Origin of the sequence: Porphyromonas sp. oral taxon 278 str. W7784 (assembly GCF_000467855.2) — a bacterium.
Classification (GTDB): Bacteria; Bacteroidota; Bacteroidia; order Bacteroidales; family Porphyromonadaceae; genus Porphyromonas.
The window spans coordinates 30727-47015 of the sequence record NZ_KI259257.1; the positions used below are offsets into that span (position 1 = coordinate 30727).

Annotated in this window: 8 protein-coding genes and 2 tRNA genes; 1 reads left to right on the plus strand and 9 read right to left on the minus strand. The window is 55.6% G+C overall.

The window, feature by feature from the left end:
* Positions 1-506: 506 nt before the first annotated feature.
* From HMPREF1556_RS06455 to HMPREF1556_RS06495, 9 genes are all read right to left on the minus strand, one after another.
* Complete coding sequence (locus tag HMPREF1556_RS06455; protein WP_021667582.1) at positions 507-2864, minus strand: transglycosylase domain-containing protein; 2358 nt, start codon at positions 2862-2864, stop codon at positions 507-509.
* A gap of 789 nt (positions 2865-3653) precedes the next feature.
* Positions 3654-3725: transfer RNA gene (locus tag HMPREF1556_RS06460), tRNA-Arg, on the minus strand.
* Between the two features lie 86 nt (positions 3726-3811).
* Positions 3812-4489, minus strand: a complete 678-nt coding sequence (locus HMPREF1556_RS06465) for a porin family protein (RefSeq protein ID WP_021667583.1) — start codon at positions 4487-4489, stop codon at positions 3812-3814.
* Positions 4476-5969, minus strand: coding sequence for a LysM peptidoglycan-binding domain-containing protein (locus HMPREF1556_RS06470; RefSeq protein ID WP_044125361.1), 1494 nt, complete (start codon positions 5967-5969; stop codon positions 4476-4478). Before HMPREF1556_RS06470 ends, HMPREF1556_RS06465 begins: the two co-directional genes overlap by 14 nt.
* Positions 5970-6429: 460 nt before the next feature.
* Entirely contained in the window at positions 6430-8685 is a 2256-nt protein-coding gene (locus tag HMPREF1556_RS06475; protein WP_044125362.1) for a family 20 glycosylhydrolase, read from the minus strand.
* A 384-nt stretch (positions 8686-9069) separates the two neighbouring features.
* Positions 9070-9399, minus strand: coding sequence for a PG0541 family transporter-associated protein (locus HMPREF1556_RS06480; protein ID WP_021667586.1), 330 nt, complete (start codon positions 9397-9399; stop codon positions 9070-9072).
* 17 nt (positions 9400-9416) lie between these two features.
* Entirely contained in the window at positions 9417-12560 is a 3144-nt protein-coding gene (locus HMPREF1556_RS06485; RefSeq protein WP_021667587.1) for an efflux RND transporter permease subunit, read from the minus strand.
* A 15-nt stretch (positions 12561-12575) separates the two neighbouring features.
* Positions 12576-13607, minus strand: a complete 1032-nt coding sequence (locus tag HMPREF1556_RS06490; protein ID WP_021667588.1) for an efflux RND transporter periplasmic adaptor subunit — start codon at positions 13605-13607, stop codon at positions 12576-12578.
* A gap of 59 nt (positions 13608-13666) precedes the next feature.
* A complete protein-coding gene (locus HMPREF1556_RS06495) occupies positions 13667-15106 on the minus strand; it encodes a TolC family protein (RefSeq protein WP_052332628.1) in 1440 nt (479 codons plus the stop codon).
* Between the two features lie 808 nt (positions 15107-15914).
* Here HMPREF1556_RS06495 and HMPREF1556_RS06505 point away from each other — a divergent pair.
* A tRNA-Ser gene (locus HMPREF1556_RS06505) sits at positions 15915-15999 on the plus strand.
* The last annotated feature ends 290 nt before the right edge of the window (positions 16000-16289 follow it).

Here is a 16289-nt window from a genome sequence, read left to right on the forward strand (position 1 = left end):
TACTCGGACCCCGCCCCACAGCTTACCGAAAGCCAAGAGTGCTTTCTTTTATAAGCTCCTCGAGCTAAGCCAGACAGCGAAACCTACAAAGCTACAAGCTGAGACTCACCAAGCTATAAAGTGAGACCTCTCTACCTGTAGAAGCAAACCACCGAAGCTACACGTCAAGCCTCCCCAAATCATAAGCACAAGCTCACCAAATAGAGATCCCCAGCCACCTCAGTTGTGACATAGATCCAACTAAGCAGTAAGCAGAAGCCATCCCAACGGAGAAGCCCTGCTGTCGAAGCTGTGGCGTAGATCCATCGAAGCTATTCTCCTTTACCTTTGGAACTGTGAGCCGAGGCTATCTGAGCTGGAGAACCAGAGGGGATGACTCATACAACGCAGGCGACTTAATAAGCAAGGCCCTTGAACCAGATTGGTCCAAGGGCCTTGCTTGTATAGTAGCAGCGGGGAGGGGTCAGGTAAAGCGCCTTCGAAGAGGCCGTCCCCACCCCACTCATCTAAAAGTCAATGGGTGGGGATGATTCGGGACTTTCGCTCGGTTCGCCTTCGAAGACTTCGACAGCTTCGTCATCTCCAATCCCCGCATCATAGCAGGGCGAGAAGCCTGGCGGTATCTGGAAGGGGATACCTACTAGATAGCCGAGCGTCTTATCCGAATAAACCTTCTTCATGAACTTACCGAAGATAGGCAGAGCTGCCGCAGCCCCTTGACCGAATGCCATAGAACTGAAGCGGATACTACGCTCTTCACCTCCGACCCAACAGCCAGCTACCAGGTCAGGTGAGAAGCCCATGAACCACGCATCACTATTATTCTGCGTCGTCCCTGTCTTACCGCCCAGAGGCATCTGCAGGCCAAAGGAGGAGCGAAGACGGCCCCCCGTCCCGCCGTTGATGACATTCTGGAGCATGTAGAGCATCTTATGCGCAGCGTCAGCAGTAAGAACTTCGGTCATCTTTGGCGTGAAGGTCGCTACGATATTGCCATGCATATCCTCGATCTGAGTAACCAGGACAGGGTCGACACGCACCCCATCATTGACGAAGGTCGTGTAGCCCGAGACCATCTCTCCTACAGTCGCCTCAGGCGTACCAAGAGACATCGCCATCGTTGCTTCGATAGGACCACGGAGACCATAGCTCTCCAGGAGGCGCTTGAAGGTAATCGGCGAGGTGCGACTCATGAGTTCGGCCGTCACCCAGTTATCCGAATTCTGTAGTCCCCATTGAATTGAGACCATCTCTCCTATACGACGGTGGTTGGCATTACGAGGTGTCCAGGTCTGACCATTATCTAGTCGGTAGGTGCGCTGCACGTGGAGCACCTGATCGCAGGGGGAAGCCCCGTCGATCATCGCTAGAGAATAGAGATAAGGCTTGATGATCGACCCCGTCTGACGGCGACCATCCGAGACCATGTCGTACTGGAACTGGGAGAAGTTGATATCGCCCACGTAGGCCAGCACATAGCCATTGTGTGGGTTCATCGCTATGAAGCCCGAGCGAAGTATCCCCTTCATGTAGCGGATCGAATCCAATGGCGTCATCACCGTATCCCGTGTCCCCTGCCATGACCACACCTGCATCTTCGTCTTCCTATGGAACTGTGAGCGGATCTCTTCGTCCGATAGCCCATCCTCCTTGCTGAGACGCCAGCGTTCAGACTGACGCATCGCACGGTCAAGTATCTTCTTGCGCTGGTCGGCTGATATGGAGGGACTGAAGGGATCTCCGCCACGTGCCAGGCGCTCTCTGTCGAAGGCGGGCTGGAGATGACCTGCCATGTGCTCCTGCATTGCCTCTTCGGCGTAGCGTTGCATCACGGGATTGATCGTCGTATAGATCTTCAGACCATCGGTGTAGATATTATAGGGGGAGCCGTCGGACTTGCGATTCTTGTTGCACCAGCCATAGAGCGGGTTCGTCTCCCACTGAATGCTGTCGTCTCTGAACTTGGCATACTGCCAAGAAGCGTAGTCACTTCGGTCAGGTTTATTCGCCATCATGACCTTGCTCAGATGCTCACGGAAGTAGGGAGCTATGCCCTGCTTGTGGTCCATACGATGAAATGAGGTACGAATTGGCAGGCGAGACAGGGAGTCGACTTCACGAGAAGTGAGGTAGCCTGCCTTCTCCATCTGCTGGAAGACCGTATTACGTCGCTCCATCGGTAAGGGACTATTGGCTCGAAGTACGGGATTGTAGGTGGATGGGTTCTTGCACATCCCGACGAGGACGGCCGCTTCCTCGACCTTGAGTTCAGCAGGCGTCTTGCCGAAGTACGTGAAAGCCGCCGACTTGATCCCTACAGCGTTGTAGAGGAAATCAAACTGATTGAGGTACATCGCTAGGATCTCCTCCTTGGTATAGAAGCGTTCGAGCTTGGCAGCAATGACCCACTCGACGGGCTTCTTCATCATACGGGTGAAGAAATTAGAGCTAGGTGGCGAGTAGAGCATCTTAGCCAACTGCTGCGTCAGTGTGCTACCACCCCCTGCACTCTTCTGCTGGAGGATCCCTGTTTTAAAGATAGCACGGGCGAGCGAACGGAAATCAATCCCCGAGTGGTTCTCGAAGCGAACGTCCTCTGTGGCTATAAGCGCTTTGACAAGATTAGGAGAAAGATCCTTGTAGTCCACGAGGACGCGGTTCGATCCGCCATGAGCAAACGACCCGATCACCTCCCCGTCGGAAGCTAATATCTGGGAAGCGTACTTGTCAATAGGGTTTTGGAGCTGCTCAATAGGAGGAAGGTAACCTATCCAGCCCATAGAAATGGCGAAGATACCGCCTAAGATGCCCAGCCAGACGAGCGAGAATGCCAGCCACAGCCAGGGCTTGATCTTATGTTTCATCTATTACCGTTGTCGTATTCTGTCCCGCACTCGCCCCCTCGGGATAAGGAGATCGGGGAGCTCAAAACGGGACATACTGATTGTCTTCTTTTCAGTCAGAGCGAACTAGTGACGCTCGGTACAAAGGTAGCTACTTTTCGTTATTCTGTTGATGGGCTGGTAGCAGTGGGCACAGTGAGCGTGCTCCGCCCGCCTACACACCACAGAAAGCGCCCCCTCTGCAGGCTACCATTCCGCAGAGAGGGCGCTATCGAGAGAGGCTCATCAGCAAAGGCAGGAGGAAACACAAACCTCCCGAATCATACATCTATAATAAGCGGGGGAACGATCTACCTCTGCCTACGACCCAAAGCTCCACCGGCACCGAGGAATCAACCCACTACCAGAGCATCCCCTTCAAATCGAACTATCCGGAATATCCGGACAGTTGCCTTCCTCTATCCTGTCCCCACCCGACTCACTTCAAGATAAGGCCGTCAGACTTACCTATAATTCCACGAGGTCTTTCCTTTTATCTCAAAGCCATTTTACGGCAAGAAGAAGTGCCTTCTATGGAGCCTCTCCCAAAGCCATAAGCATTCCCTACCCCATGTATCTATAAAAGCAGAGCGGAGAAGTCCGAAGACTTCCCCGCTCTGGTGGGTTGAGATGAGGCAGAGTCGCTTGTCGATCGATGTGAGTGATCGGGAGAGCGCTCCTTCATCGGCCTATGTCGTCCGCCAAATCGTCCGCTAGAGATGCCTTCGCCTATGGATAAGGCTGAGCGACGTGACTGATGACACGCTGGTGTACCCCCGAGCAGAATCGAACTGCTATCTAAAATTTAGGAAATTCTTGTTCTATCCGTTGAACTACGAGGGCCGATGTCACGGAGCTTGTAAGCGCTCCAGACGGGGGCAAAGATAGCGAAATTCTGCTTTGCCTTGGCGTACGCTCTTCCCCGATCTTTAGAGACGGAAGAAGTAGTTGAGCGTAGCACCGAAGCGCATCTCCGAAGACTGGACGTAGGCCGAGCCTCTTCGTGCGCTCCAGATATTCCCTAGTCCGTAGACGAATCGCCCTTCGAGCTCGATCCGCTGACGTGCACCGAGGGCGACACTTACCCCTGGTCCACCACCGAGTCCCCAGAAAAGGCGGTCAGTGACTGCCATCTGATGGCGAGCCAGATCACGCTCACTCATGTTCGCCTCACCTGATACTTCGGAGGATTCAGCGAGCTGATAGCCGACGAAGGGGCCTAGATTGAGGAAGAGACGCGTGCCACCCGAGCGAAAATATAGATGCGATAGGATCGGGAGCTCCAGATAGTCGATATGCCGAGTGTAGCGAGTCGCCAGCGCATCATACTTCTCCTGCCACCCGCCCCGTAGGTAGTTGAACTCCATCTGTAGGGAAGCGCCTCGCTCGATATCGTAGCGCAGAGCCAGACCTCCTACGTAACCCACATGGATACGCTGACGTACCGAGGGCACGAATGTGAAGCGACTCGCCGCTATTCCCCCATGAACTCCGATGGAGAGTGACTGAGAGAAGGGCTCTTTTGCCTCTCCCTGCGCCCAGAGTGAAGGCACGAGGAGGAGCGATAGCAGGAGAGCAAGGAGCGACTGACGACTAATGAGCTTCACGGAGTATAGCGCCTGAGGAAGGATAGTTGACGAAGAAGAAGCGGTCGTTGGTGTAGATATTCCCTTCGCCACGCTGTAGATGGAAGTCCAGCTGTAGTCCGTCGGAGGGGATGGACGACATGTTGCTGACGAAATTCTGGCCATACATCGAGTAAGCACGGATGAAGTAGCGAGCCAGATCATAGCCCAGGACGCTGTACTTCGGGTAAGAGTTGCTCACCTTGTGGCTAAACCAGCCCGTGAATTGGCTCAGGAAGTCCTTCGCTTCAGGGAGTGTGGGGTCAAAGAAGAAGCTGGAGTAGATCGTCGTATTGTAGCGACGGAGGCTCTGCTGGAAGTTCGGCCCGTAGGATTGCCACTGAGGGTAGCCGAAGAGGCTGATACCCGCCGTCTGAGTACCGATAGCGGCCATGGTCGCTAGAGCTAGATTGCGGTCGGGTGAGATGGGGACGACGACGGCATTATTACCCAAGCCACCGACTGCACCTCGACCGACCTCGATGGATCGGCTGGAGACGCCTGCCCGACTGAGGGCTGTGCGAAGCTGCGTCACGAAGCTATCCTCCGTGTCTCCCGAGCGATGGGTGAAGATAACTTCCTTACCTCGGTAGCGCTGTACGAAAGCTGGGATCACTCGCCCAAGGATAGTCGCCGTGTGAGCATTCGCTAGGACGACCCGACCATCCCCTGTCTCCAGAGCGCCAGCCTTGCTGAAGGGGATGACATAGTAGCTATAGCCGGAAGCGCCTGCGATAGCTCGGATCTGACTCTCCGTGACACCGCCGAAGACAAGATCCTTACCTCGGAGCTTTCCTTCCTCTATATAGGCGTTGAGTGCAGCGTCACTGGGGACGTCAAGTGTCGTCAACTGCATGGAGATACCAGCCTTCTTCAGCTGGTACATCCCGAGGAGGAAGCCCTCGTAGAACTCTACATAGTGCTTGTCCTGCTTGAGAGGAAGGAGCATGAGTATGCGTGTCTGGCCAGCAGCTACCTGTGATGGGGCCGTGGGCTCCTGTGGAGCGGGGGCAGGATCGCTGATGACGGGGCTGTCGGCCTTAGCCGATGGGATGACGAGCTCCATGCCCACCTGGACGTTAGTGGAGGTGACGCCAGGGTTAGCACGTAGCAGATCCACGAGGTCGATACCGTAGTTACGGCTGATCCCGTAGAGCGTCTCACCGGACTCTACTCGGTGCTTCCGTCCCTTCTGCGAGGTAGCTGCCTGAGGAGTGGTCGCTGAAGCGGAGGGGATGATGAGCTTATCCCCCACCTTGATCTGCTGACGAGCCCAAGGATTGAGTTCATATACCTTCTCGATCGGCACATTATACTTGCGTGCTATGCTGTAGACGGTCTCTTCACGCTGCACCTCGTGCTCACGTATACGTCGATTTCCCTGCGCACTTCCTCCGATATAGACCAGAAGAAGGGCCATCGAGAGGAGCAGAAGGCGTCGATAGGGATGCGAAAGTGTCATCTTTCTCTGTGCTTACTATTAGTATGAAATATGGGACAAAGGTACAGAATCAGAAGCAATACCCGAGGAATGAGCTTCTCACCTTCCCGTAGCCCCCGCCTCCGTCCTCTGTAGCGGGTGCCCTGAATGCAGGCGAAGGGCGCTTCCCTCAAGCGTAGTGGTACGAGCGATCACGGGACAAGGCTAAGGCTCAAGCAAGCCACGACAGCCCGCCCATCAGCTGATCGGTGAAGCCATCACCTGTAGCGGTCTCCCTCTTCTCTCGTAATGACCTCTTCCTTTACTAGTAATCAGCTCCCGTATCTATTGAGATGACTTCCCCGCTCTGCAGAGGCTGAGCGGGGAACCAAAGACAAAGCTCCCATGCTCGGCAGGTGACACCTCGAGGGGATCACGGCTACCAGCATGGGAGCTTCGCTAGCTAGCGCTTGGGGCTAGCGGGTGAAGGGAGAGCCCTTCTCTAGTGGATCACGATCTCATCGCAGAAGATGAAGTTCCCCTTGGGTCGATCATTCGAAGCCCGTAGACGTACGTAGCGAGCACGTTCCTTCATGGGGAAGGAGAAGGTCTCAAAGACGGGCTGGTAGATCTCCTCACTCGTGCGGGTGGATTGCTTGACGACACTGCGGAAGTTCACGCCATCGCTACTCAAGAGTACCTCTACTTCCCCAGGCATGTACACCCACTGGATGCGCTCTTGCATGAACTTGGCGAAGATATGACTAAGCTCTTCCTCCCGACCTAAGTCGATAGTGACGTCGAGAGGTGAGGTAAAGCCCTGCCAGCGACCGTCTAGATAGGTAGGCGTACCACGGACACCATCGAGGAGCGCACGCTCACCTCCGGCGGGATACTTCTCATTCCACGAGCAGTCGTTGTAGGTGATCTCCTTCCCGATCCCCTTATGGTAGTCAGTGCGGAAGCGTAGATCGGGGACGTCAAGTGCCTTCCCTCCGTCGAAGAGTCGTGCGACCAGGAGGATCGAATCACGGGATACGATCGGGCGACCATCATACACCGGTGACGAAGCTGTCGGGATAGAGCCATCCACAGTATAGCGGATCTCGGCTGCGGGACGCTCACTCATCAGGCGAACGGACACCTCACGACGGGCGGTATCTACTTCGTTGAGCGCAGCGATATGTCGTAGAGGATAGGCATTCACACCACGCTTGAGGAGGGCAGGTACGTGATAGTTCGTACGGCGTAGGAAGCTAGCATAGTCACGATCGGCCTGTGGTGACCATGCGACTTCAGCCAGTGCCAGCACTCGTGGGAAGAGCATGTACTCGGCATGTGCCTCATCCAGGACGTATTCTGTCCAGAGATTGGCCTGCACTCCGAGGATATGTTTAGCCTCGTTTGCCGTGAGTTCCTTAGGCATGGGATTGTAGGAGTAGACCTTCTCTAGGGTAGTGAAGCCCCCGTTAGCACGTGGTTCGCCATCGGCTTCTCTTTGATAGAAGTCGAGATAGACGTGACTCCCGGGCGTGAGGATGACATCATGACCCTCTTTTGCCGCCTTGATCCCACCTTCTTCACCACGCCAACTCATGACCGTAGCGTCTGGAGCGAGTCCGCCCATCAGGATCTCGTCCCAGCCGATGAGCTTACGTCCCTTGCTATTGAGATATTTCTCGATACGCCGTATCATGTAGCTCTGGAGCTCATGATCGTCCTTGAGGCCCTCGACACGCTTACGCTCGGTGCACTTGGGGCAGTCACCCCAGTGGCGCATCGTAGCTTCGTCCCCGCCGATATGAATGTACTTGGAGGGGAAGAGTGCCATGACTTCATCGAGGATCGCCTCAAAGAAGGTGAAGGTCTTCTTATTGCCAATACATACATCAGAGTTCTCGAAGGCCCAGCCATCGAGACAGCTCAGCTCGGGATACGCCGAGAAGAGCTCGTTGCTATGGCCAGGGAGCTCGATCTCTGGTATCACTGTGATCCCCAGTCGGTCGGCATGACGGACGACACGCTGGATCTCCTCCTTAGTATAGTAGCCACCATAAGCCCCTGGAGTACCTTCATCGACGAAGCGACGATCCTTCTGCCACCACTTGTCCCAATCGCTCTCGGTGCGGAAAGCGGCCTTCTTCGTCAGCAGAGGATACTTCTCTGAGGGGAAGCGCCACCCGCCACCGTCGACGAGATGCCAATGGAATCGGTTGAGCTTGTATCGTGCCATCTCGTCAAGCAGACGGATGATCATGTCCGTCTTCATGAAGTGACGGGAGACATCCAGCATCACACCTCGGTAGGCCATACGGGCAGAGTCGACGATGGAGAGCTGAGGCAGACGAGCGCCGTACTGCCCGATGATCTGCAATAGACTCTGTGCGCCCTGACGAAGTCCAGCTTCATCACGAGCGACGAGATCGATACCCCGAGCACCGATGGTCAGACGATAGCCCTCTCTACCCTGTACCGAGGGGTCGATACGTGAGCGAATAAAGCTCGAGGTACGACCCTTCGCCTCGGTCGTCGCAAGCGAAAGCCCTGCGAGTCCATCACGGAGCACCCGTGGCGTATGGGCAGAGAGCGTCAGACGCTTAGGCAAAGTCAGCGTCCCCTTGGTGTAAGAGACCGAGACGGGACGAGGAATGAGCTGAAGACTATCCAGAGCCACAGCGCCCTCTGCGGAAAAGATCCCCGCGAGTGAGAGTGAAAGCGCTCCGAATAGTTTACGCAGACGAGCGTAGTTCGTTCGCATAGTGAATAGGAGTTTGTATCTAAGGATGAATGAATTCTGGCTACAAAGATAGGCCATCCCCTTAGACCTGCCCTATTTATAAGAGAAAGCCGAAGCCTAGGTAATAAGAAAGCTTCGAATCAGTATAGGATAAACCGAACCTAATTTCATGAAAAGCGAGGTCGTACTACAGGAAAACTCATGCCTCAGCACGAGATCGATCGAATTCCCTTTCAAGGAAAGCCAAGCCTCGCTTCAAAAGGAACGAAACCTACCGACGGGAGCACCCAAGCCTTCTTTCAGGAAAGACCACGCCCCAGATCCCGCTAGCTAAAGGGGATCTGGGGCGTAGACTGCGGGCGTATCACTACGCCACGGAGCAAGGTAGACGGGAAAGTGCCGAGGCTAAATCGTAGCCTCTACCGACCAGACAAAGGCACGCAGGCCCTGATCTGGCGTAGCATCATCCAGCGCCTTCAGAGCCTTGAGGAGGTCTGGAACACGAGTGGCGGGCGCCACTACGAGCATCGCCGAATTCATCGTCGGCCAAGCATGGCTCCCGATATGGGGTTCGCCCGAGGTCGTTCCCCGCCCTTCAGCTCGCTCCCACGAGGTATAGCCTCGTAGTCCTTGGCGAGAGAGCAGACGTAGGATCAGCTCATGATAAGCCTGATTGTAGGCGATGAAGACGGTCTTGAGCGCTTCGGCGGGAGCGAAGGGATTATTCTCGTTCATAGGGCTGCAGTAGAAAATTAGTGAGACGAAGGGCTAAAGGAGAGCTTGTGGCGACGAGCAATCTTCTTCTCCAGCTGACGGCGTGCTCGGTGTACACGTCTTCCCTCCAGCGCTGCATAGAGCGTCGGGATCAAGACAAGGGTAACGAGCGTGGAGATACTAAGTCCCCAGGCGACAGTGATCCCCATAGACTGCCACATCTCTGAGCCTTCGCCGATGCCCATAGCCATAGGTACCATCCCGAGTACAGTAGTCATCGTGGTCATGAGCACGGGACGTAGACGTGAGCGACCTGAAGTGGTGACGGCAAGGGATATACCCATGCCACGCTCCCGACAGAGACGGATGTAGTCGATGAGTACGATCCCGTTCTTCACCACAATACCGATGAGCATGATCATCCCGATGAAGGACATCGTATCTAGCGGTATCTGCGTCACGAGTAGGCCGAAGAAGACACCCGAGAAGGCAAAGGGCACGGAGAACATGATGACAAATGGGTCTACCAAGCTCTCGAACTGCGCCGCCATCACGATGAAGACGAGCATCACGATCAGTAGCATCAGCGTCGTCAGATCACCGAAGGTCTCCTGCTGGCTTTCGTAAGCACCCGTGATCTTATACGAGACACCTGCCGAAGGTACAGGATGCGCCACCAGAGTCTTCTGCACCTGAGCAACGAGTTCACTCAGCTGCACGCCTGGGGTAGGCGTAAGTGTCAGGGTGACCACACGGCTACGGTCCTTGCGCTCGATCGTAGGCGGTGTGAAGGCTTCGTCTATGTGCCCCAGATCGGATAGACGAAGTTGCTTGCCCTGCGGTGTGTAGACCAGGAGATTAGAGATATCCTGGAGCGACTGACGCCGATTAGGATCGAGACTTACACGGATATCGTACTCATTACCATCTTCACGGAAGTGCGAGGCGACGGTACCATTGACAGCACTGCGCAGATACATCGCTGCCGTGGAGAGGTTCAGTCCGTTCTCTGCTAGACGCTGTCGATCGAAGACGAAGCGTACTTCGGGGATATAGTCCTTACGACTGAGCGTCACACCAGAGGCTACCTTCGACTGGCGTAGCTCTTCACGGAGCAGACGAGCATAGCTGTCGGTCTCGTCGAAGTCCTGTCCGTAGATCTCAAGTGTCACGCCCGTGGAGCCTCCTCCGCCCTCACCCGTCTTGACATCGTAGCTAGAGACTTCGGGATAAGAGGCAATGATCTTGCGAATAGCATCTGATGCCTCCTCCTGTGTCTGTGTGCGCTCCGAGCGGGGATACATACCGACGTACATCGTGATGACATTCGTCCCGCTGGACTGCACCATAGACCAAGAGTCTCCATCCGATGCTTGGCCGAGATTCATCGACACCGTCTGGATGGATGGTACCTCCTGACGCATCCGCTTCTCGAGATCGAGCCCAAGTCTACGAGTCTCATCGACACGCGTACCGACAGGGAGCTCCAGCGCTACATTGAGGAAACCAATATCCTGCTGAGGCATGAAGGAGGTCTTGATGAAGGTCAAGCTCCCCAGACTCAGGATGAAAATACCCAGTGCAGAGAAGACCGTGGTACGACGATGCCGTACCGCCCAGCCCAGTAGGCGGGCATAGGCCCTATCAAGAGCATTAAGTCCTCGCTCAATAGGGCGGAAGAGCTTGTCCGATAGCTTGCTTCTCCCGGGATCACGCTTCAGCAGCTGGGAGCAGAGCATCGGCGTCAGAGAGAGCGCTGCCGTCGTAGAGACGATCATCACGATACTGATACTCCAGCCGAGCTGGCGGAACATCAGCCCCGCTTCTCCCGGAGTCATCGTCAGAGGGAGGAATACCGCCAGCATCGTCAGCGTAGAAGCGATGACCGAGATACCTACCTCGTTGGTGGCGTGTACAGCCGCTTGCTTGGGGTAACTACCACGCTCGATATGCGTCGTGATGTTCTCTAGGACGACGATCGCATCATCCACGACCATCCCAATAGCAATCGAGAGGGAGGAGAGTGAAATGATGTTGAGCGAATTGCCCGATACCAAGAGGTAGACAAACGATGCCACCAGCGAGATCGGGATCGTCAGGATGATGATGAATGTAGCTCTCCAGCGCCCGAGGAAGAAGAGCACCACCAGCACGACGATGAAGAACGTGATGAAGATCGTCTCTTCAAGCGAACCGATAGTATTGACGATGAAGCTCGAGGTATCGATCAGGTAGCTGAGCTTGACGTCCGAAGGGAGGTTCTCCTGTATCTGAGGCAGGAGGGCTTGTATCTGGCGAGCGATCTCGACAGAGTTCGATCCTTCCTGCTTATTGATGATGATGATCGCTCCGCTCTTGCCGTTGACATAGCTCTCCTGCTGACGTTCGCCGATGGCATCCTTGATGGTAGCGACGTCACGCAGATAGATATCCTTGCCCGAGACGCTCGAGACGACGATCGAGCCCAGCGCTAGAGGATCGACGAATTCCCCCTGGACACGTATCGAGCTGGTGCGTGAGCCGAGGTCGATCTGCCCTGCGGGGATGTTCGTATTCTCTGCAGCGATGAGCTGGGAGATCTGTGCTAGGGTGAGGTGGTAAGCTTCGAGCCTAGCGGGATCACAGTAGACCTGGATGACACGCTTCGAAGCCCCTACTACATTGATGGTACCGACCCCGTCGACTCGCTGGAGGGGGTTGCTGACCCTATCCTCCAGGATCTTCGCTAGACCTCGTGCGCTCTCCTCAGATTCGACCGAAAGGATAGCTACGGGGATGTTACTCGTATCGAACTTGAAGATCGCTGGCTTCTTCACTCCAGAAGGAAGGAAGTCCGTGATCGCATCCAGCTTGTCACGGATATCGTTCATCGCATCGGCGATAGGCGTACCAGCACGGAATTCCAGCGTGACGATCGAAGCGTTGTCCTGGCTCTTCGTGCTGATATGCTTAAGCTTGTCGATCCCATTGAGACTATTCTCCAGTGGCTTGGAGACATTAGTCTCGATATCTGCCGCACTCGCTCCTGGGTAAGAGGTGACGACCATGACCCGTGTCGTATCCGTCTTGGGCATCAGCTCGATGGCCAAGCGTGACAGGGCGAAGAGTCCGAGCACAGCTATCGCCACGTAGATCAGTGCCGTGGTGATCGGCTTGCGGACGGATGTTTCGTAGATGCTCATAGCGAGAGAAGGCGTTTACTTGCGGGTCTTCACTGGAAGCCCATTCTTGAGATTGGAGGGAGCCGAGGTGATGACCTCGTCGCCTACCTCGAGACCACTGAGGATCTCATAGCGGTCGCCCTGCTGTGCGCCGAGCTCTACAGAGCGATAGACCGCCTTGCCTCCTGAGAAGAGGTAGACATAGCGGGCACCACTACCGGGCTGGCGGACGACAGCCTTGTCAGGGATCGTCAGCACTTCCTTAGCCCCGAAGTCGATATGCACCCGAGCGTACATCCCTGGGCGAAGCTTCAGTTCCTTGTTAGCCACCTCGACCTCTGCGGAGACCGTGTGGGTGATGGGGTCAAGGGTGGGATAGATATTAGCGATCCGTCCGGAGAAGCTCTCAGCGCCGAGGGCGTCGACAGTGAGGGATACCTTCATCCCTTTCTTCAGGAGCGAATAGTATTGCTCAGAGACGCCAATCATCGCCTTGACGGGCGCTATCTGCTGGATGACGACCACGGGGAGCTGGGGCGAAGTCATATCGCCGTTGTCGTAGTTCTTAGCCGTGACGAAGCCACTGATGGGACTGCGTAGCACGGTATTCTCCGCCGCATGGCTGTAGGCGAGCTTCGCCTGCTCGACAGCACTCTTGGCCTGCTCCCATTGCGCCTTGGACACCCCACCTACCTTGTAGAGTTCATCCATACGGGCGAAGTTCGTCTTAGCGTCGGAGAGCTGGATCTGCGCCTGCGAAGCCTGGGTAGCCTCTAGCTGGGCAACGGCCTGACCGGCAGCGACTCGGTCGCCGACCTTGACGAGGAGTTGCTTGAGGCGACCACCTGCTTGGGCGGTGATATTGTTGAGCACCTTAGCTTCGAGCTGTGCAGTGAACTCCTGTGTGATCTCTAGGCTACGCATCTCGGCGGGTGCGATATCCACGAGGCGAAGGCTATCGGCGGGCGCTGTCTCCTCGGTCTTGGTGCTGGAGGAGGAGCAGCTAGAGAAGAACCCCAGTCCCACGAGCGCAAGGGAGAGGAGAAGGTTCGACTTCTGGTGTATCATCGTTTATCTATATTCTTTGGGGTGATCATGTGGATGGGGTGAAGCGATAGCGGTCCGACCTACTTCGCATCCGTGAGGGTAGTGCCTCGGAGGGCATCGAGCGAGAAGACGGCCACCATATAGTTGTACACCGCCTGACTGTAGTTGAGTCGAGCTTGCAGGAGCGCCATCTCGGCGTCGTTGAGCTCCAGGACGGTGCTTGCACCGCTCTTGTAGCGCACCTCGGCGATCTTGTGACCTCGCTCAGCGGTAGCCACGGCATCTCGGGCGGAGGCGAACTGCTCCAGCGCCTTACGTTGCTCGCTGAGGCTATTCATCACCCCGAGGCGCAGTTGACTCTCTGCCGCTACACGCTGGGCTACGAGCTGACGGATCTGCGTCTCCGTGCTCCGCAGGTCGTAGTAGCGCTTCCCCCCGGTATAGACGGGGATATCCAGTGCAAGACCGATCGTGGAGAAGGGGCTCCATCTCTTCTTGTCACTCAGGTGGAAGCGGTCAGAGGCAAAGCTGTACTGATAGGTGAAGCTCATCGAGAGCGTCGGGAGGAAGGCCATCCGCTTGACCTTGAGCGCAGCATCGAGCTGACGCCCCTGAAGGTCCAGCTGACGGAGCTGGCTATTCCCCTCGAGAGAGATATGCTTCGTCTGCTCGGGGAGATTCTGATAGACTCGGTCCGTATAGTCCGCCAGTGTCTCTGTGATCTCGATCGGAGTATCCAGGTCAAGGCCCATGACGACCTTGAGCTTAGCCTCGGAGAGACTGACGGCAGTACGTGCCGAGACCACGTTGGGCAGGATGTTCTTCACCTGCGTCTCCATGCGGATCTTGTCGTATTCGGCCACCAACCCATGCTCGTACTTCGCAGCCGTCTGGGTATAGTTGGTCTGAGCGTTGGCGTAGTTCGCTTCGAGCACACGGAGCGACTCACGAGCTAGAAGAACGGCCATGTACGCCTTGCGCACCTCAGCCTCCAGATCGACCTGAGAGCCTCGTGCTCGCTCTTCGGCCAGCGCTACGGCTTCCTTGTCCAGCTGCAGGCTCACCCAGAGCTGTGGAGCGATGAGGGGAAGGCCAGCCGATATGCCCCCCTGCAAGCTATGGGTCTGTCCCATCTCGATCCCATCTGAGGGGAAGAACTGTCCCATGGGCGATGAAGACATATCGTCCGATCCGAAGTACACCCGTTGCTTCTTCAGCATGTGGGTGTAGGATCCACTCAGCTTGATCGTGGGGAGAAGCGCCCCCTTATTCTTTCGCTGATCGTATTTGGCACCTGCAACACCTAGGACAGAAGCCTCGAGCGTCGGACTCTTCTTCAGGGCAAGGCGCACCGCCCCTTCGAGGCTAAGAGCGATCGGGCGCTCGGTGGAAGCCCCCTGAGTCTCAAGGCTCTGGGCCTGCGGGATCTCCTGAGCGAGCAGACCGACAGGCCAGGCCAAGCACCCACAAGCCCACGCAAGGCAAGCAGACACGGCGACTCGTTGAGTTATCTTACTCATATATATGAATGTTCTTGATTGGTCGTGGAGTCTTCCCGGGCAAACGAAGACTCCTTTATTAGCGACAAAGTTAACGAAATTTACCACTGAATACTCGCCCTTCGCCCCGTCCACCTAGTTCTTCTTCCCTCGCTCACGGCCGAACAAAAATCCAGCCAAAAACCGAAGAAAAAGCCGGCTCCAAGCACCGAAGAAATTCCGTCCCTTTCTCTGGGTACAAACCCCACCTTCCGAGCTCCCCCTCCCAAGGGCTCCAAAAACGACCCACGGTAGGTCGTCGAAAAAACTACTGTAGGTCCCTTTTTGCCCCCCATCAGCTAGCCTCCCCATCCCCCCTCTAGGTAGCCCCTCGCACCCCTCTCAGGCACCTCTTCATCTCCCACTCGCTCAAAAGCTTCTCTTTTCCCTCTCAGAGGCACCCCGTCTCTCCCTCAAAGACCGCCACATCCCCTATCCCTCAGCTCTCCCCATCCTCGATCTCAACGGCCTCTCCCCACCCTCGTAGGCTCCTTCTCTTCTCCCACAAAGACCGCCACATCCTCTATCCCTCAGCGCTCCTCATCCCCCTTGCACAAAAGCGTCTTATCCCCTCCGGTCAAAGGCTTCTTATCTCCTCAAATCTCCCCCCACATCTCCATAGCAAAGCAACCAGCCTCTGAAGTAGATTTTCCTCCGATCACGGCTAGTTTTCTTCATCCCTTACCAAACCTTTCGCCTGCCCCCAACTTGCATATTCCCCGAGAAGCACTATCTTTGCACTCGTTAAGGGTTCGCTGGTTATCGCAAGGCACCAGTGACATCGACCCCAGGAGAGATGGCAGAGTGGTCGATTGCGGCGGTCTTGAAAACCGTTGAACTGAGAGGTTCCGGGGGTTCGAATCCCTCTCTCTCCGCAAAGAGGCTTCAAAGTGACTGCAAAATGGTCGTCACAGAAGCATTCAAGACAAGAGGAAGTCGCTGTAGGACATAGTTCTACAGCGATTCTTCTTTTATATGCACTCATGGGTATGATGGCTTGAGCCTTGGAGCTAATAAGCTTCTAGAAGAGACGTTCTGCTACAGAAACTGCTACACAAATCAAGGCGTAGCAATTAGTGTAGCAGTGACGGCTAAATGAAGGGCTAATTGAACTAACCTAGATGCCATCTCTGCCAGCCTCCACTCCCTCTACCACAAGTACCAA

Excerpts from the sequence above, each read along its gene's own strand:
- HMPREF1556_RS06485 (WP_021667587.1), bottom strand. The coding sequence starts at position 12,560 with ATGAGCATCTACGAAACATCCGTCCGCAAGCCGATCACCACGGCACTG.
- HMPREF1556_RS06495 (WP_052332628.1), bottom strand. The coding sequence starts at position 15,106 with ATGAGTAAGATAACTCAACGAGTCGCCGTGTCTGCTTGCCTTGCGTGG.
- HMPREF1556_RS06475 (WP_044125362.1), bottom strand. The coding sequence starts at position 8,685 with ATGCGAACGAACTACGCTCGTCTGCGTAAACTATTCGGAGCGCTTTCA.
- HMPREF1556_RS06490 (WP_021667588.1), bottom strand. The coding sequence starts at position 13,607 with ATGATACACCAGAAGTCGAACCTTCTCCTCTCCCTTGCGCTCGTGGGA.
- HMPREF1556_RS06480 (WP_021667586.1), bottom strand. The coding sequence starts at position 9,399 with ATGAACGAGAATAATCCCTTCGCTCCCGCCGAAGCGCTCAAGACCGTC.
- HMPREF1556_RS06455 (WP_021667582.1), bottom strand. The coding sequence starts at position 2,864 with ATGAAACATAAGATCAAGCCCTGGCTGTGGCTGGCATTCTCGCTCGTC.
- HMPREF1556_RS06470 (WP_044125361.1), bottom strand. The coding sequence starts at position 5,969 with ATGACACTTTCGCATCCCTATCGACGCCTTCTGCTCCTCTCGATGGCC.